This window comes from Bradyrhizobium sp. 40 (assembly GCF_023100925.1).
In the GTDB taxonomy this organism is placed as follows: domain Bacteria; phylum Pseudomonadota; class Alphaproteobacteria; order Rhizobiales; family Xanthobacteraceae; genus Bradyrhizobium.
Window position 1 is genome coordinate 2,203,833 of sequence record NZ_CP064688.1, and the last position, 16,144, is coordinate 2,219,976.

Here is a 16,144-nt window from a genome sequence, read left to right on the forward strand (position 1 = left end):
CTTCGGCGCCCGCCACGACGTCTTGGGTGCGTCGATTTCAGGACTGCGGAGGTGTTTCACGTATATTTCCCTGAGGGTATCGTCGGGCAAAGCAGCGGCGCGGTCGCGCTCCGCAGGCAGGTTTGGTAACCCGAATTTGGCCGGAAATCAAAGCCGCGGGTGGCATGGCACGATGCCGCGTTTGGGCTCATCGTTTGATGCTGGCCGATGCAGGGACTGTCGGGGCTCAGATCAACCCACGCAGCACCTCAACAAGCCGGGCACACTCCGCCTCCGTTCCGACCGTGACGCGCAGGAAGTCCTCGATGCGCGGCTTTCCGAAATGACGGACCAGAACGCCACGCTGGCGAAGCGCTGCCGCGAGATCTGCTCCGCTCCGGCTTCGATGGCGCGCGAAGACGAAGTTGGCGAGCGACGGCAACACCTCGAAGCCAAGTTGTCCAAGGTCTCGGGCCAAGGTTTCGCGGCTTGCGATGATACGAGCACGGGTGTCTCTGAACCAGCCCTCGTCCTTGATCGCGGCGACGGCGCCGGCGATCGCGAGGCAATCGACGGGATAGGAGTTGAAACTGTCCTTCACCCGTTCCAGCGCTTCGATCAGCGGTCGTTGGCCGATGGCAAAACCAACCCGTAGGCCAGCCAGTGAGCGCGACTTCGAGAAGGTCTGGATGACCAACAAATTGTCGTGGCGTGCAACCAGCGGCACGGCGCTCTCGGCGCCGAAATCGACATAGGCCTCGTCCACCACCACCAGCCGGTCCGGCCGTTCGGCCAGCAGGGATGCGATTGCGTCGCGCTGAAGGGCGATACCGGTCGGAGCGTTCGGATTGCAGAGCAGGATGGCGCTCGATGGTCGACTGTAGTTGGAGATATCGATCCTCATCGCAGCATCGAGCGGCACCTTGTCATGCGTTATTCCATAGAGGCTGCAATAGACGGGGTAGAAGCTGTAGGTGACGTCGGGGAACAGAAGCGGCGTGTCGTGCTTCAGAAGGGCCTGGAAGGTGTGGGCCAGAACCTCGTCGGAGCCGTTACCGACGAACACTTGCTCGGGCACCACATCGCAATGGGCCGCGATCGCCTCGCGCAGGCGCGTTGCGCGCGGATCGGGATAAAGGCGCAGCCGCTCCGCGGCCGATGCGATCGCCGCCAGCACGCGCGGCGAGGGCGGGTAGGGATTCTCGTTGGTATTGAGCTTGACGATGCCGTCCTGCTTGGGCTGCTCGCCGGGGACATAGGGCGAAAGCGTGTGGACGACCGGACTCCAGAAACGGCTCATGAGCTCCAATCCGAATTGATCGGGGTACAGTAGGGTATGCGGGACCTCGGCGGAAGTGCGCCTGCATTCAGCATTCCACGCAAATCCGCACGAGGCTTACTGCCGGGGACGTTCCCGCAACCGCGACCCCTATGCTAGGGTCGTTGCACCACTGCCCAGAATGAAAACAAGAACGAAGCCTTGCGCGCCCCAAGGCGCTGAACGGCCGAAAAGAGAGGAACACATGCCGGGTGCAGCCCTTCCCATCGCTCCCTCCATTCCGACCGCACCCGTGACCTCAGCCGTTCTCGACCGCTTGCGGGCCATCGTCGGCGACAAAGGCCTGATCCTGGACGAGCACGACAAGCGGCCCTTCGTGACCGACTGGCGCGGCGAACTGGCGGGGCAGGCCGCGGCGGTCGTGCGTCCGGCCAGCACCGCGGAAGTCTCCGCTGTCGTCAAGCTCTGCTACGACAACGGCGTTGCCATCGTTCCGCAAGGTGGCAACACCGGGTTGATGGGCGGCGCCACGCCGTGGCCCATGCACCGCGGCATCGTGCTGTCGCTCGGTCGCATGAACCAGGTGTTGAACGTCGATCCCGTCGGCTACGCCATGACTGTGGAGGCAGGCTGCATCCTCGAGACGCTTCAGGACACAGCCGCGCGCCACGACCGCCTGTTTCCGCTCAGCCTGGGTGCTCAGGGCTCCTGCATGATCGGAGGTAATCTGTCCACCAATGCCGGCGGCGTGCAGGTGCTGCGTTATGGCAACGCGCGAAATCTGGTGCTGGGTCTCGAGGTCGTGCTGGCTAACGGCGATGTCTGGGACGGCCTGCGCGCACTCAAGAAGGACAATACCGGCTACGACCTCAAGCACCTGTTCATGGGCGCCGAAGGGACGCTCGGCATCATCACCAAGGCGGTGCTGAAACTCTGGCCGGCGCCGAAAGACGTGTGCACGGCATGGCTCGCAATCCGCGATCCCAAGGCTGCCATCGACCTTCTGTCGGAGGCGCATGCCGCTTCCGATGACAATGTCGGCTCCTGTGAGCTCATCAGCCGTGCGTGCACCGACATGGTGCTGCGCCACATTCCCGGCACTCAGGATCCTCTCAAGGCTGAGACCGAATGGTACCTCCTTCTCGAATGGTCGTCGGCCCGGCCCCGGCAGGACGGTGGCACGGGCATGTCGGACAGGATGGAGCAGTTCCTGGCGGACCAACTCGAGGCGGGCCGGGTGCTGGATGCTGTGATCGCGCAAACCGAAGCGCAGTCGCGCAACATGTGGCGGATTCGCGAGAGCGTGGCCGAGGCATCGCGCACCGAAGGTCCGGGCTTGAGCTACGATGTGTCGGTTGCGGTCTCCAGGATTCCCGAGTTTATCGACAGCGGTTTCGAGGCCGTGCTCGCCATTTTGCCGACGATCCGCCCCTATCCGCTCGGCCACATCGGAGACGGCAATGTGCACTTCTCCTTCATGGGCCCGAAGGGCATGGACCGCGATACGCTCTCCCAGTATTCCGCGGCGATCACACGGGCCGTCAACGACCTCGTCACCTCCATGGGCGGTTCGATCTCGGCGGAACATGGCATCGGCATCGAGAAACTCGACGAGCTCCAGCACTACCGTTCCCGGACCGAGCTCGACATCATGCGTACGATCAAGCGGGCGCTCGATCCCAAGAACATCATGAATCCGGGCAAGGTGCTTCGTCTCGGTTAAGCCGCTGCCGCCTCGAGCCCGGTGCTCCCCGCACACTCGCGCCCTCCGGGGACGGGATGCCGCAGATAGGCCGGGCCAAACAGGCCGGGGCACCAAATCACGCCGTTTGGCGGCCGAAAGGCGGCTTTATTCCCGCCTTGTATGCTTTAAGGAAGGGAGAGGATCAGGTCGCACCCGCCCGGGGGCGGTGCTAGACCCTGATGCAGGAACAAAGGGGCGGGCCGGTATGGCACGTCCGCAAGGATGAAGGATTTGAGGCAATGATCCAAACCGTTGGCATCATCGGGGCAGGCACCATGGGGAACGGCATCGCGCAGATTTGTGCCGCGGCCGGACTTTCGATCGTGATGGTCGATATTTCTGATGCGGCGGTGAACCGCGGGATTTCGACGGTCGGCGGCAGCCTCGAGCGCCTGGTCAAAAAGGAGAAGATGTCGGCGGGCGATCGCGACGCCACGCTCAAGCGCATCACCGGCACCACCGACCGCGCCAAGCTCGTCGATTGCGATCTCGTCATCGAGGCCGCGACCGAGAACGAGGAACTCAAGGTCAAGATCCTGAAGGATCTCTGTGCGACGCTGTCGCCACGCACGCTGCTCGCCACGAACACCTCGTCGATCTCGATCACGAAGCTCGCTGCGGCGACCGACCGCCCCGACCGCTTTATCGGCATGCACTTCTTCAATCCGGTTCCGGTCATGGCGCTGCTGGAGCTCATCCGCGGCCTGCAGACCTCCGACGACACCCATGCCAAGGCGCTGGATTTCGCCAAGCGCGTCGGCAAGGTGGCGATCACGGCCAAGAACAGCCCGGGCTTTGCCGTCAACCGCATCCTGTGTCCGATGATCAACGAGGCGATCTTCGCGCTGCAGGAGGGGATTGCGACGGCGGAAGAGATCGATGCCGGCATGAAGCTCGGCTGCAACCATCCGATCGGGCCGTTGGCGCTCGCCGATCTTGTCGGGCTCGACACCATGTTGTCGGTGATGGAGGTCTTTTACAAAGGCTTCAACGACCCCAAATACCGTCCAGCCCCCTTGCTCAAGGAAATGGTCGACGCCGGCCATCTCGGCCGCAAGACGGGGCAGGGCTTTTACACCTACAGCGCCTGACAATGGCGCAGGCGGCGGGCGCTCAGTGCTCGCCGCCAAACCCCGCGATTTGCGCTGCGACAAAGACGCCGCGCGCGATCGGCCCGACAATGTCGAACGGGCGGCCTGCGGGAACAACGGAACGGATAACAAGGGACATGTCGGATCGACTGAAAGCCGAGCGCGAGGCTGCGGCCGCGCGGCGGAACTTGCTGACCCAGGATGCGATCGAGCGCACCGGGATCACCGAAGAGATGATCGGGGAACTCGTCACCCGCTTCTATGGGCGCGTGCGCGAGGATGAGCTGTTGGGGCCGGTGTTCGCGGTCGTGCAGAATTGGGACGAGCATCTGGCCAAGCTCCGGGATTTCTGGTCGTCGGTCGTGCTGATGAGCGGCCGTTACCACGGTTCGCCGATGCGGGCGCATATGCCACTGAACCTGATCGGAGATCATTTCGACCGCTGGCTCGATTTGTTCGAACAGACCGCGCGCGAGGTCTGCCCGCCGCAGGCCGCCGCGCTGTTCATCGACAGGGCGCGCCGCATCGCCGACAGCTTTGAGATGGCGTCGGCAACCTTGGCCGGTCGCATCGCTTCGCCGCGTCACCTGCTCCGCTCCTAGAATACAGAATGCCTGCCTGAGAAATGCGCAGGCGGCACTGATGGCGCTACGATCGCGCCGCGCGTCGGCGCATTGCACCAATACCACTAGCATTTACCTGATCTGCAAAATCATCATGCCGGTCGCGTAGCGTGACGTTGCAATTAAAAAAATGCGCGTAAATGCGCGTGTTCGCGTTCAATCAGCGCGAGCAAAACCGTGTGATGCACTGCGGTAAAAAAGCTTTGCCTTTTTTTCGGCAGAGTTCCAGCGCCTGCTTGCAGACATGTCGCGTGCATCGTTCGATACATCCTCTTCATCCTCCGACAACACAGCGGAATCCGACGCTGACGCCTGCACGGAGCAAACCCGGCGGGCGCTATTGATGAGTGCGCTGGCCACCACGGCGTGCCTCGCCTGTTCCACGCAGGTCCACGCGGGCGAGGATGCGCCCGGCTCCGACGAGCGGCCTCAGAAGGGCGATCTGCTCGTGTTCTCCGAAGGCGATCAAGAGGGAAAGCCCGTGACCGCGGCCGATCTCTCGGCTGGCGGACCGCCGGTGCATGCCTGGCCGAAAGACCCGAAGACGTCGGTCGTGCGCAGCGCCTCGCGCCTCAACGAGATTCTGATCATCCGCCTCGACCCCGCCGAGCTCGACGAGCAGACGAAAGCGCGCGCTGTCGACGGCATCCTCGCCTATTCGGCAATCTGCTCGCATGCCGGCTGTCCTGTCACGGCCTGGGTGAAGAGCGATGTCGGCGACAAGGAAGTGCTCAAATGCATGTGCCACAACTCCGAATACGATCCTCGCGCGGCCGCGCAGGTCGTGTTCGGGCCGGCGCCGCGACGGCTCGCTGCGCTGCCGCTGGCGCTGGCTGACGGCTCGCTCACCGTCGCCGGAAACTTCGTCGGAAAGGTAGGTGGCGCGCAGCCGGGATGATGGACGTGCGGGTTGTGCCCGCGTCACGAGAGGCCGCATCCGCCGGTGGGCGGACGACGGGACGAACGACAAGAATTCAAAACAAGAATTCAAACGGATGAAAAAGGGGAACGTCCATGACCAGGAAGCAGTGGTTACTGTCCGGCTTCGTCGCCTTCACGTGTCTTGCGTCGACCGCCGCCGTATCAGGCCGGGTCGAGAACTACGCGCCGGTCACCGCGCAGCGGTTGGAAAACCCGGAGCCCTCCAACTGGATGCTGTACCGGCGGACCTATGACGGGCAGGGCTACAGCCCGCTAGACCAGATCAACACCTCGAATGTGAAGAACCTCACCCCGGTCTGGACTTTCGCGACCGGCGTCGTCGAAGGCCACGAGGCGCCGCCGATCGTCAACAACGGCGTGATGTTCGTGGCAACCCCGATGGGGCAGGTGATTGCGCTGAACGCCAAGACCGGCGACGAATATTGGCGCTACAAGCGGCAGCTCCCCGACGATCTGTTCCAGCTGCATCCGACCAGCCGCGGCGTCGGCCTCTGGGAGGACAAGCTCTATCTCGCCACCACCGACGACCATGTCGTCGCGCTCGACGCCAAGACCGGCAAGGTGGTGTGGGACACCAAGGTGCAGGACTACAAGAAGGGCCAGTACATGACCCTGATGCCGCTGATCGTCGACGGCAAGGTCATCGTTGGCGGCTCCGGTGGCGAGTTCGGCGTGCGCGGCTATGTCGCCGCCTATGATGCCAAGGACGGCAAGGAGTTGTGGAGGACTTATACGATTCCGGGCGAAGGCGAACCCGGCCACGACACCTGGCAGGGCGAGGACTGGAAGAACGGCGGCGGCTCGGCCTGGATGACCGGCAATTATGACAAGGACACCAAGACGATCTATTGGGGCGTCGGCAACGCCGCGCCGTGGCCCGGCGAGATGCATCCCGGCGACAATCTCTATACCTCCTCGGTACTCGCGCTCGATCCGAACACCGGCAAGATCAAGACTTATCACCAGTACCACCAGAACGATTCCTGGGATTGGGACGAGGTCGAAGCGCCGATGTTGATCGACCTGCAACGTGACGGTCGCAACATCAAGAGCCTGGTCCATCCGGGACGCGATGCGATCTTCTGGATACTCGAGCGCACGCCGACCAAGATCAACTACGTCGCCGGTTGGCCGTTCGTCTCCACTGACGTCTGGAAGGGCATCGACGCCGAGAGCGGCAGGCCGATCGTCGACCCCGCGCACAAGCCGATGGTCGGCAAGCGCGTGGAGTTCTGTCCGTCGCTGTGGGGCGGCAAGGATTGGCCGTCGGCGGCCTACAGCCAGAAGACCGGCCTCGTCTACGTACCCGCCAACGAGAATTTCTGCGGCGGGTTCACCGGCGAGAAGGTTCCGCTCAAGCCCGGCGAGCTCTGGCTCGGCACCAAGCCGGAGGACATCGGGCTGAAGACGAAGCCCGGGGCGGATCATTTCGGCGAGCTCCAGGCCTGGGATCCCGTTACGGGCAAGAAGATGTGGCAACACAACTTCCCGAAATCGCAGCTGTTCGGCTCGGTGACGGCGACCGCGGGCGATCTCGTCTTCGTGGGCGGCACCAACGACCGCAACTTCCGCGCCTTCAACGCGAAGTCCGGCGAGCTGCTGTGGGAGCAGAAGACCAACTCCGGCATCATGGGCATGCCGGTGTCTTATGAGATCGACGGCACGCAATACATCGCAATCCAGTCGGGATGGGGCGTGGATGCGCAGCGCATCCAGGATGCACTCGTGACCAACAATATCGGCATCGAAGCCAACGTGCCGCAAGGCGGCGTGATCTGGGTGTTCGCGCTCAAGAAATAAGCTCCGCTGGCGGATCGAAAGAAGCGGAGTGTCAGGGGGCAAATGCGGCGGACGGCAACGTCCGCCGCATTTTGCGTTGGCGTCTTCCCTTCGCTCCTTGCGGAAGAAGGTGGCGCGAAGCGCCGGATGAGGGGTTCCATCCGCGCATCTCAACGTGCGAGGCTCGCGCAGGCATACCCCTCACCCAGCGTGATCGTGGCAACCGGCGTCGCTGCCCTCTCCTGCAAGGGGAGAGGGCACAACGATGCGGTTCGGCGAAGAAGTAGAGCCGATAATCACGACGTCAAAACGCCAATGCGCAGATCGCTACTTCCCCTCGCGCTCGACCTTGTCCTTTTCCTTCTGGTTCATCTCGCGAACCTTGGGATCTGGATTGTGCTGCCCGGTGGTCTGGGTGGTCGAGGGCGGCGTGGCATTGGCGTTGGGCACAGAGTTCTGGTCCGGCGTACTGGGGCGCGTCGCCGTTGTCGGCGGCGTGGTGTTGCTCTGGGCGTATGCGCCAGTGGCCGTCAAAAGAAAGGCGCTCGACAGCAATGAGACTGCGAGCGCCTTTGAGATATGGGTCATCGATCTGCTCCTGTCAGATCGATGCAAACGGCGCGAGGCCGCCTTGTGTTCCCGCCTTTACGCTTCCAATTGCTTGCCGAGCGGAAGGCTGCGGATGCGCTTTCCGGTCGCAGCGAAGATGGCATTCATCAGCGCTGGCGCGAATGGCGGGACGCCGGGCTCGCCCACGCCGCTCGGCGGCGTGTCGGGTCCGGGCGGCACGATGTAGACGTTGGTCACCGCAGGGGATTCGTCGATCCTGAGGACCTGGAAGTCGTCGAAGTTCTTCTGCTGCACCTTGCCGTCCTTGAAGGTGATCTCGCCGTATTTCGCGAGACTGAGCCCCATGATCGCCGCGCCCTCGATCTGCGAGGCGATGCGCTCGGGGTTGACATAGGTGCCGCAGTCGATGGCGGTGTCCACCCGCGGCACCGTCAGCTTGCCCTTGTCGTCGACGGCCACCTCGACGATGGTCGCGATATAGCTGACGAAGCTGCGGTGCACGGCGATGCCGAGGCCATGGCCCTTAGGCACCTGTCGGCCCCATTCGCCCTTCTCGGCGACCAGCTCGACCACCTTGCGCAGGCGCGCGGTGTCGATCGGATAGCTGTCCAAGGGCTCGCCGTAGTTCCACATGTCCTTCACAGCAGGCTTGACGATGCGCGGGCTGCCGATCAGCGCGAGCAGCGTCTCCTTCTGGTCGCGGCCGGTTGCATGGGCGATCTCACCCACCATCGACTGCACCGCGAAGGCGCGCGGGATGTTCGAGACCGAGCGGAACCAGCCGATGCGGGTGAACGCCGCGGCCTCCGGGTTCTCGCAGGAGATGTTGGCGATCTCGAAGGGCATGTCGACGAGGCCCATGCCGAGCTCGAAGGGCGCCTCATGCTTTGCACCCGCCGCGAACGTCGAGGCGATGCTCGGGGCCACGCTGCGATGGCGCCAGGCGATCACCTTGCCGCTCTTGTCGAGCCCCGCCTCGATCCGTTCCACGGAGACCGTGTGCAGGAAATCGTGGCGGACGTCGTCCTCACGCGTCCACTGCACCTTGACGGGCACGCCGAGCTCCTTCGACAGCAGCGCGGCCTCGAGCGCGAAGTCGCATTTCGACTTGCGGCCGAAACCGCCGCCGAGCAGCGTGACGTTGACCGTGACATTGCCCTCGGGAATGCCGAGCGTCTTCGCGACGTCCTCGCGCGTGCCGCCCGGGCTTTGCACCGGCGCCCAGATCTCCGCTTTGTCACCCTTGACGTCGGCGACCGCCACCGGCGGCTCCATGCTGACATGGGCAAGGTGCGGCAGATAATATTCGCCGACAACGATCTTGTCGGCGCCCTTCAGAGCAGCCTCGGCGTCGCCTTCCTGGCGCACGACAAGGCCCGGCTTGCGCGAGGCCTCCTCGAGCTCCTTGCGGTAGGCGACGGAGTCGTATTTGCCGTTGGCGCCGTCGTCCCAGGTCAGCTTCAGCGCGTCGCGGCCCTTGATCGCCGCGCCGGTGTTGCGCGCGATCACGGCAACGCCGCCGAGCGGCTGGAATTTCGACGGCCACGGCCATCCGCGCACCTGCATCACCTTCTCGACGCCGGGGACCTTCAACGCCGCGTCCGGATCGAACTTGACCAGCTTGCCGCCGGTCACCGGCGGGCGCGCGATCACGGCATACTTCATGCCTGGCAGCCGCACATCCGCGCCGTAACGCGCCTTGCCGGTGGTGATGTCGTGAAGATCGACGATGCCGATCTGGCCCTTGCCGAGATAGCGGAAGTCCTTGGGGTCCTTCAGCTTGAGCCCTTCGATGCTCGGCACCGATTCCTTGGCGGCGTCGGCTGCGAGCTCGCCGAAGCCGAGCTTGCGGCTCGTCGCGCTGTGGACGACCTCGTGATTGACGGCCTTGACCTCGGTTGCCGGCACACCCCAGCGTTTCGCGGCGGCTTGCTCGAGCATGGTGCGTGCGGAGGCACCGATCTGGCGCATCGGCATCAAATAATGCCGCGTGCTGCGCGAGCCGTCGGTGTCCTGGTTGCCGAACTTGACCTCGTCGCCATGGGCCTGTTCCACCTTGACCCGCGACCAGTCGGCTTCCATCTCCTCAGCCACGATCAGCGGCAGGCTGGTGCGCACGCCCGTGCCCATCTCGGCGCGGTGGGCGAGGATGGTGACGGTGCCGTCGGGTGCGACCGCGACGAACACGCGCGGATCGACCACGACGCCGTGCGGCATCTTGCCGGCGCCGGTCTCGTAGGCGAACGCCTGGCGCGACATCACGGGAGCAGCGAGCACAAAGCCGCCGGTGATGCCGAGCCCCTTCAAGATGCTACGGCGCGAGACCTTTTCGACCCTGATGTTCTTCTCGAAGCCACGAAGCTTCCTCGGATTGTCGATGAAATTCATGTCACACTCCCGTCGATGCGAGATGGACCGCATTCTCGATGCGCTGGTAGCAGCCGCAGCGGCAGATGTTGCCGGACATCGCTTCGCGGATCTGGTCGTGCGACGGCTTTGGATTGTCCATTAGCAGCGCAGCCGCCTGCATGATCTGGCCTGCCTGGCAGAAGCCGCATTGGGGGACGTTGACCTGCCGCCAGGCCTTCTGCACCGGGTGATCGCCCTTCGGATGCAGTCCCTCGATCGTCGTGATCTCGCGGCCGGCGACGTCGTTGATCGACGTGATGCAGGCGCGCACAGCTTCCTTGTCGACGATGACGGTGCAGGCGCCGCACAGTGCCTGGCCACAGCCGAATTTGGTGCCGGTCAGCCCGGCCTCGTCGCGCAGGAACCAGAGTAGTGGGAGATCCGGGTCGCCGTCCCAGCTCTGTTCCTGGCCGTTGATCTTCACCTTGATCATGATCGTCCCTCGCTCTTCATAAGCTTGTTGATTTCAGATTTTCCAGATGCCGGTCGGTGCCATGCCCGCTGCGCGGCGTCGCATTCCAGCGGTCATCCCGCGCGGGCAGATCCCGGCAGGACTCAGGAATGCCAATTCATGTCCGGATGTGCTCGATACCTCCCGTCGTGTTCTTGATTATTGAATTTCGCGCGGCATCGTCACGACGCGATCTTAGTGGGATCGCTTCGGTCCGGTCACAGCCAAGTGTTCTCTCGTCAGCTGTTCTCGATGGGAAAAGATTGCAACGAAGGTTTGTCAAAAGCAGGGCGCCGCATCACGCCGTGCGCCTCTTGAGATGGGCACAACGAAAAAAAGCTTCGTCCGCCAGAAGACTCGTGCGGACGAAGCAGGATGCCTCAGTCGAGGGAGGGAGAAACGCAGGGGCCGCGGACTTCAAGCAGGAAGCCGGCGGTCCTGCGCAGTCATTCAGAGACCAGGACTGAGGGAGCTGACGGTCCCACACAAGTGCAGTCGAGAAGCGGCGGCATCGCCGCGATTGTCCCGGGTCGGCTCCGTCCGCTCGCTGGGTGTGGTGGAACCAGCGAGCGGGCGGGGCGCGGCAAACGTCAGGCGGCCTTTGCTCAGGCGGCCTTTGCTTAAGCGGCCTTTACTTAGGCGGCCTTGGCCTTCGCCACGTGGGTCGCGATGGCGTCCATCAGCGCCGGCGACAGGCAGTCATAGGGCTCGAGACCAAGCTCCTTGAACCGAGCCCGTATTCCGCCCATCTGCTCCGGCTTCACGCCCGATTCGATCACCGACGAAACGAAGGCGGCGAATTGCGGCGCCTGCGAACCCTGTTCCTGGAACAGTTCGGGGTGAATGAAGTCGAGGCCGTAGAACGGGTGACCCTTGTTCTCGATGCGGCCGTACATGTGCGTGCCGCAGGCCTTGCAGGCGTAGCGCTGGATCACCGCCGATGGATCGACGATCTGGAGCTTGTCGCCGTTCTCGAGTACGGTGACGTTCTGGCGGGGCACCACGGCGACGACGGAGAAATTCGCGCCCTGCGGTTTCCAGCACTTGGTGCAGCCACAGGCATGGTTATGCGCGACGTCGCCCTTGACGGCGACCTTGACCTGATGGTCGCTGCATTTACATGCGAGCGTGCCGCCGGCGAAGCTGCCGCTGCCCTGTTTGATGCCGTTATCGATCGAGGGATGGAGTGCAACAGTCATGGGTCGATCCTCCTTGGGGTGACGCTTTTCGAGTTAGAACACGACGACTGAACGGATCGATTTGCCCTCATGCATCAGGTCGAAGCCTTTGTTGATGTCTTCGAGCTTGAGCGTGTGGGTAATCATCGGGTCGATCTGGATCTTTCCGTTCATGTACCAGTCGACAATCTTCGGCACGTCGGTGCGGCCCCGCGCGCCGCCGAAGGCGGTGCCGCGCCAGTTTCGCCCGGTGACGAGCTGGAACGGGCGGGTCGCGATCTCCTTGCCGGATTCGGCAACGCCGATGATGATCGAGGTGCCCCAGCCGCGATGGCAGGCTTCCAGCGCCTGGCGCATCACCGTGGTGTTTCCGGTGCAGTCGAAGGTGTAGTCGGCGCCTCCGTCCGTCAGGGTCACGAGATGCGGGACGATGTCGCCCGTGATCTTCTTGGGATTGACGAAATCGGTCATGCCGAACCGGCGTCCCCATTCCTCCTTGGAGTCGTTGATGTCGACGCCGATGATCTTGTCCGCGCCAGCCATCTTGGCGCCCTGGATCACGTTCAGGCCGATGCCGCCGAGGCCGAACACGACCACGTTGGAGCCCGGTTCGACCTTGGCGGTGTTGACGACGGCACCGACGCCGGTGGTGACGCCGCAGCCGATGTAGCAGCTCTTGTCGAACGGCGCGTCCTCGCGGATCTTGGCGACCGCGATCTCCGGCAGCACGGTGAAGTTCGAGAAGGTCGAACAGCCCATGTAGTGGTAGATCGGCTTGCCCTTGTAGGAGAAGCGGCTTGTGCCATCAGGCATCACGCCCTTGCCCTGCGTCGCGCGGATCGCGGTGCAGAGATTGGTCTTCTGGCTGAGGCAGCTTTTGCATTGCCGGCATTCCGGCGTGTAGAGCGGGATGACATGGTCGCCCGGCTTCACCGAGGTCACGCCAGGGCCGATCTCGCGGATGATGCCCGCGCCCTCATGGCCCAGGATCGACGGGAAGATTCCTTCGCTGTCGAAGCCGTCGAGCGTGTAAGCGTCGGTATGGCAGATGCCCGTCGCCTTGATCTCGACCAGGACTTCGCCGACCTTCGGTCCTTCCAGATCGACTTCGACGATCTCGAGCGGCTTCTTGGCTTCGAAAGCGACGGCGGCACGTGTCTTCATCTTAAGCTCCTCAAATTCCGGCAGGGCGCCAAGAACCAGGTCCTGGTCGGGCTCCGCACGTTCACTTCTTGCCCATGCACGAATCTTCGTTCTTGGTATAGGCGTCGTTCTTGTCGTCGTGCTTGCCAGGTCTGGTGCGGCCCCAGGCCTCGTTGGAGCGGGCGCGCAGATAGACGTAGAGATCGTCCATGTAGCAGGCGACGTTCGGGTTATCGCCGAAGGCCGGCATCACGTTCTCTGCGGCAGTCGAGATGTTCTTGCGGCCGGAGGCGACGACGCCGAGAAAATCGGCATAGCTCATCGTCTTCAGCGAATCCTTCAGCGCCGGGGCGTAGGTCGAGCCCATGCCATCCGGGCCGTGACACACATGGCAGTCCGAGTGATAGCGGCGGTATCCGGAATAGGTATACCAGTCGACGGAGCCGTCGGTGATCTTGTAGGTTGGGTTGCCTTCCTTGTCGGACCATTCGCCGGTTTCGTTCTGCTTGACGGCAGTCGGGTCACCTGAGCCGTCCGCGACGGCAATTCCCCCGGACGCGATCAAGAACATCGCGGCAATGGCAGAGCAGATTTTACGCAAGAGATTTTCCTCGGAAGGCATTCGGTGAGACGAGCCGGCGCGTGGAGTTGATCCACGCGCCGGAGCGATGCTGAGAGGCCTAGTTGGGCAGCGAGAACACGGTCAGCGTACCGCCGAGTGCCGTGTAGTTGCTGAGCGCCGCGTAGCCACCGACTGCGCCGAGACCGGCGGTCGGATCGGTCAGACCTGCCGCCAGACCGATGCCGGCCCAGCCGCCCACGCCGGAGAGCACTGCGACATACTGCTTGCCGCCGTTCTCATAGGTGGTGACGTTGCCGATGATGCCGGAAGGAGTCTTGAACTTGTAGAGCTCCTTGCCGGTCTTGGCGTCGACTGCCTTCAGGTAGCCTTCGAGCGTTCCGTAGAACACCACGTTGCCTGCGGTTGCGAGCGCACCCGACCAGACCGAGAACTGCTCCTTGTTCGACCAGACGATCTTGCCGGTCTTGCCGTCCCAGGCGATGAAGTTACCCATGTGGGTTTCACCCTGCGGCGGATACATCGAGAGCGTCGCACCCACATAGGGCTGGCCCGCGGTGTAGCTCACCTTGAACGGTTCATAGTCCATGCAGACGTGGTTGGTCGGGACGTAGAACAGCTGCGTGTCCGGCGAGTAGGCTGCCGGCTGCTCGTCCTTGGTGCCGAGCGCGGCCGGGCAGATGCCCTTCACGTTGTGGTCCTCGCCCGCCTTGTCGGTCGAAGCTGCGTCGAGCACCTTCGGGCGGCCGTAGGTCGGCGAGTTCTTGTCCATGTCGACGCCGGAGGTCCAGTTCACCTTCGGATCGTACTTTTCGGCGACCAGGAGCTCACCGGTGGCACGATCGAGCGTGTAGCCGAGGCCGTTACGATCGAAGTGCGTCAGCAGCTTGCGCGGCTGGCCGTTGATCTGCTGGTCCGAGAGGATCATTTCGTTGACGCCGTCATAGTCCCACTCGTCGTGGGGCGTCATCTGATAAACCCACTTGGCCTGGCCGGTGTCAGGGTTGCGAGCCCAGATTGTCATCGACCATTTGTTGTCGCCGGGACGCTGCTTCGGATTCCAGGTCGAGGGATTGCCCGATCCGTAGTAGACGAGGTTCAGCTCGGGGTCGTAGGAGATCCAGCCCCAGGTGGCGCCGCCGCCGATCTTCCACTGATCGCCTTGCCAGGTCTTCAGGCTGGAGTCCTTGCCGACCGGCTTGCCGAGTGCGGTGGTCTTCTCGGCGTCGACCAGGATTTGATCATCCGGTCCTTCAGAGTAGCCGCGCCAAGCCAGCTTGCCGGTCTTGATGTCGTAGGCGCTCATATGCGCCTGAACACCGAACTCACCGCCGGAAATGCCGATCAGCACCTTGTCCTTGACGACGAGCGGCGCCGAGGTGCCGGTCTCGCCCTTGCCGGGATCGCCATTCTTGGCGGTCCATGCAACCTGACCGGTCTTGGCATCGAGCGCGACCAGGGTGGTGTCAGCCTGATGCAGGAAGATCTTGCCGTCGCCGTAAGATACGCCGCGGTTGACTGTGTCGCAGCACATCACGGGGATGACGTTCGGATCCTGCTTCGGCTCATACTTCCAGACGATCTTGTTCTCGTTCGAAAGGTCAATAGCGTAGACCTTGTTCGGGAACGGTGTGTGGACGTACATCATGTTGCCGATGATTAGCGGGCCGCCTTCATGGCCGCGCAGCACGCCGGTCGAGAAGGTCCATGCGACCTGGAGCTTGCCGACGTTTTGAGCATTGATCTGGTTGAGCTTGGAATAGCGGGTATTGGCATAGTCGCCCGCCGGCATCACCCAGTCTTTCGGGTTCTGCGCCATCTTGTTCAGCTCGTCATTGGCTGACGCGCTGCCTACGGCGAGAGCCGCAGCGGACCCAAGAAAGGTCGCCAGTAGTACCTTGCGCATAGTCATTCCTCCGTTGTCTCGTTTATTTTTCCGAAGCATTGCTCAATCACCGGGCTTCTCGTCCGGTGTCTGCTCGTGCAGGGCGGTCACGTTTGGGACCAGAAACGATGCTGGGTGCTTTCTCCTCCTGATGAGAGCTACGGGTCCACGTGCAGGAGCGGCCCGTTTTTGTTGTTCCTGATGCATCCGTAGCGACTTCGCCATCGGGAAACTTGCCCAAGAGAGAAGCTGGTTTGCTTGACAGCGCACGGCCGCGAAGATTTTGATTTTGCAGTAGCGAATTCAGCGGCTTCCGCAGCGGCTTGGGACCGTCTTCCACGCTTAGGTTCCCCTTGACGGCGCTGCAACTAAGGCGGAGGATTAACTTCCAAGGGTGGCAATGGAACGATGGCGCTCGTTCCAGAAGATCGCTCAAAATCGAGGTAAACGTCACGCAATCACGGTTCAGGGCTCCGGCAGCGCGGCTCGCG

Annotated in this window: 13 protein-coding genes; 5 read left to right on the forward strand and 8 right to left on the reverse strand. The window is 63.0% G+C overall.

Annotated features, from left to right (window positions below):
* Positions 1-226: 226 nt before the first annotated feature.
* Positions 227-1,279 (reverse strand): histidinol-phosphate transaminase, encoded by a 1,053-nt coding sequence (hisC, locus tag IVB40_RS10510; protein WP_247402741.1) that lies wholly within the window; start codon positions 1,277-1,279, stop codon positions 227-229.
* Between the two features lie 223 nt (positions 1,280-1,502).
* On the opposite strand from hisC, the gene IVB40_RS10515 reads away from it, so the two are divergent.
* From IVB40_RS10515 to IVB40_RS10535, 5 genes are all read left to right on the forward strand, one after another.
* Entirely contained in the window at positions 1,503-2,981 is a 1,479-nt protein-coding gene (locus IVB40_RS10515; protein ID WP_247818827.1) for an FAD-binding oxidoreductase, read from the forward strand.
* A 260-nt stretch (positions 2,982-3,241) separates the two neighbouring features.
* The gene (locus IVB40_RS10520) at positions 3,242-4,093 is read left to right on the forward strand and encodes a 3-hydroxybutyryl-CoA dehydrogenase (RefSeq protein ID WP_247818828.1); all 852 of its coding nucleotides are present in this window, start codon (positions 3,242-3,244) and stop codon (positions 4,091-4,093) included.
* 137 nt (positions 4,094-4,230) lie between these two features.
* Positions 4,231-4,695 carry a group III truncated hemoglobin gene (locus IVB40_RS10525; RefSeq protein WP_247818829.1) on the forward strand — a complete coding sequence of 155 codons (465 nt, stop codon included), beginning with the start codon at positions 4,231-4,233 and terminating at the stop codon, positions 4,693-4,695.
* Between the two features lie 265 nt (positions 4,696-4,960).
* Positions 4,961-5,614, forward strand: a complete 654-nt coding sequence (locus IVB40_RS10530; RefSeq protein WP_247402748.1) for a Rieske 2Fe-2S domain-containing protein — start codon at positions 4,961-4,963, stop codon at positions 5,612-5,614.
* A 116-nt stretch (positions 5,615-5,730) separates the two neighbouring features.
* The gene (locus IVB40_RS10535; RefSeq protein WP_247818830.1) at positions 5,731-7,458 is read left to right on the forward strand and encodes a methanol/ethanol family PQQ-dependent dehydrogenase; all 1,728 of its coding nucleotides are present in this window, start codon (positions 5,731-5,733) and stop codon (positions 7,456-7,458) included.
* Positions 7,459-7,764: 306 nt separating this feature from the next.
* On the opposite strand, the gene IVB40_RS10540 is transcribed toward IVB40_RS10535, so the two are convergent.
* The 7 genes from IVB40_RS10540 to xoxF5 form a co-directional block, all read right to left on the reverse strand.
* Positions 7,765-8,025 (reverse strand): hypothetical protein, encoded by a 261-nt coding sequence (locus IVB40_RS10540; RefSeq protein ID WP_027566531.1) that lies wholly within the window; start codon positions 8,023-8,025, stop codon positions 7,765-7,767.
* A gap of 57 nt (positions 8,026-8,082) precedes the next feature.
* A complete protein-coding gene (locus IVB40_RS10545) occupies positions 8,083-10,395 on the reverse strand; it encodes a molybdopterin cofactor-binding domain-containing protein (protein ID WP_027566532.1) in 2,313 nt (770 codons plus the stop codon).
* 1 nt (position 10,396) lies between these two features.
* Positions 10,397-10,849, reverse strand: coding sequence for a (2Fe-2S)-binding protein (locus IVB40_RS10550; RefSeq protein WP_247475190.1), 453 nt, complete (start codon positions 10,847-10,849; stop codon positions 10,397-10,399).
* Positions 10,850-11,502: 653 nt separating this feature from the next.
* Complete coding sequence (gene gfa / locus IVB40_RS10555) at positions 11,503-12,066, reverse strand: S-(hydroxymethyl)glutathione synthase (protein ID WP_027519384.1); 564 nt, start codon at positions 12,064-12,066, stop codon at positions 11,503-11,505.
* Positions 12,067-12,099: 33 nt separating this feature from the next.
* Positions 12,100-13,209: an S-(hydroxymethyl)glutathione dehydrogenase/class III alcohol dehydrogenase gene (locus IVB40_RS10560; RefSeq protein WP_027566533.1), complete on the reverse strand. Its 1,110-nt coding sequence runs from the start codon at positions 13,207-13,209 to the stop codon at positions 12,100-12,102.
* 61 nt (positions 13,210-13,270) lie between these two features.
* Entirely contained in the window at positions 13,271-13,759 is a 489-nt protein-coding gene (locus IVB40_RS10565; RefSeq protein ID WP_027566534.1) for a c-type cytochrome, methanol metabolism-related, read from the reverse strand.
* Between the two features lie 109 nt (positions 13,760-13,868).
* Positions 13,869-15,674, reverse strand: coding sequence for a lanthanide-dependent methanol dehydrogenase XoxF5 (gene xoxF5, locus IVB40_RS10570; protein ID WP_027566535.1), 1,806 nt, complete (start codon positions 15,672-15,674; stop codon positions 13,869-13,871).
* Between the last annotated feature and the right edge of the window lie 470 nt (positions 15,675-16,144).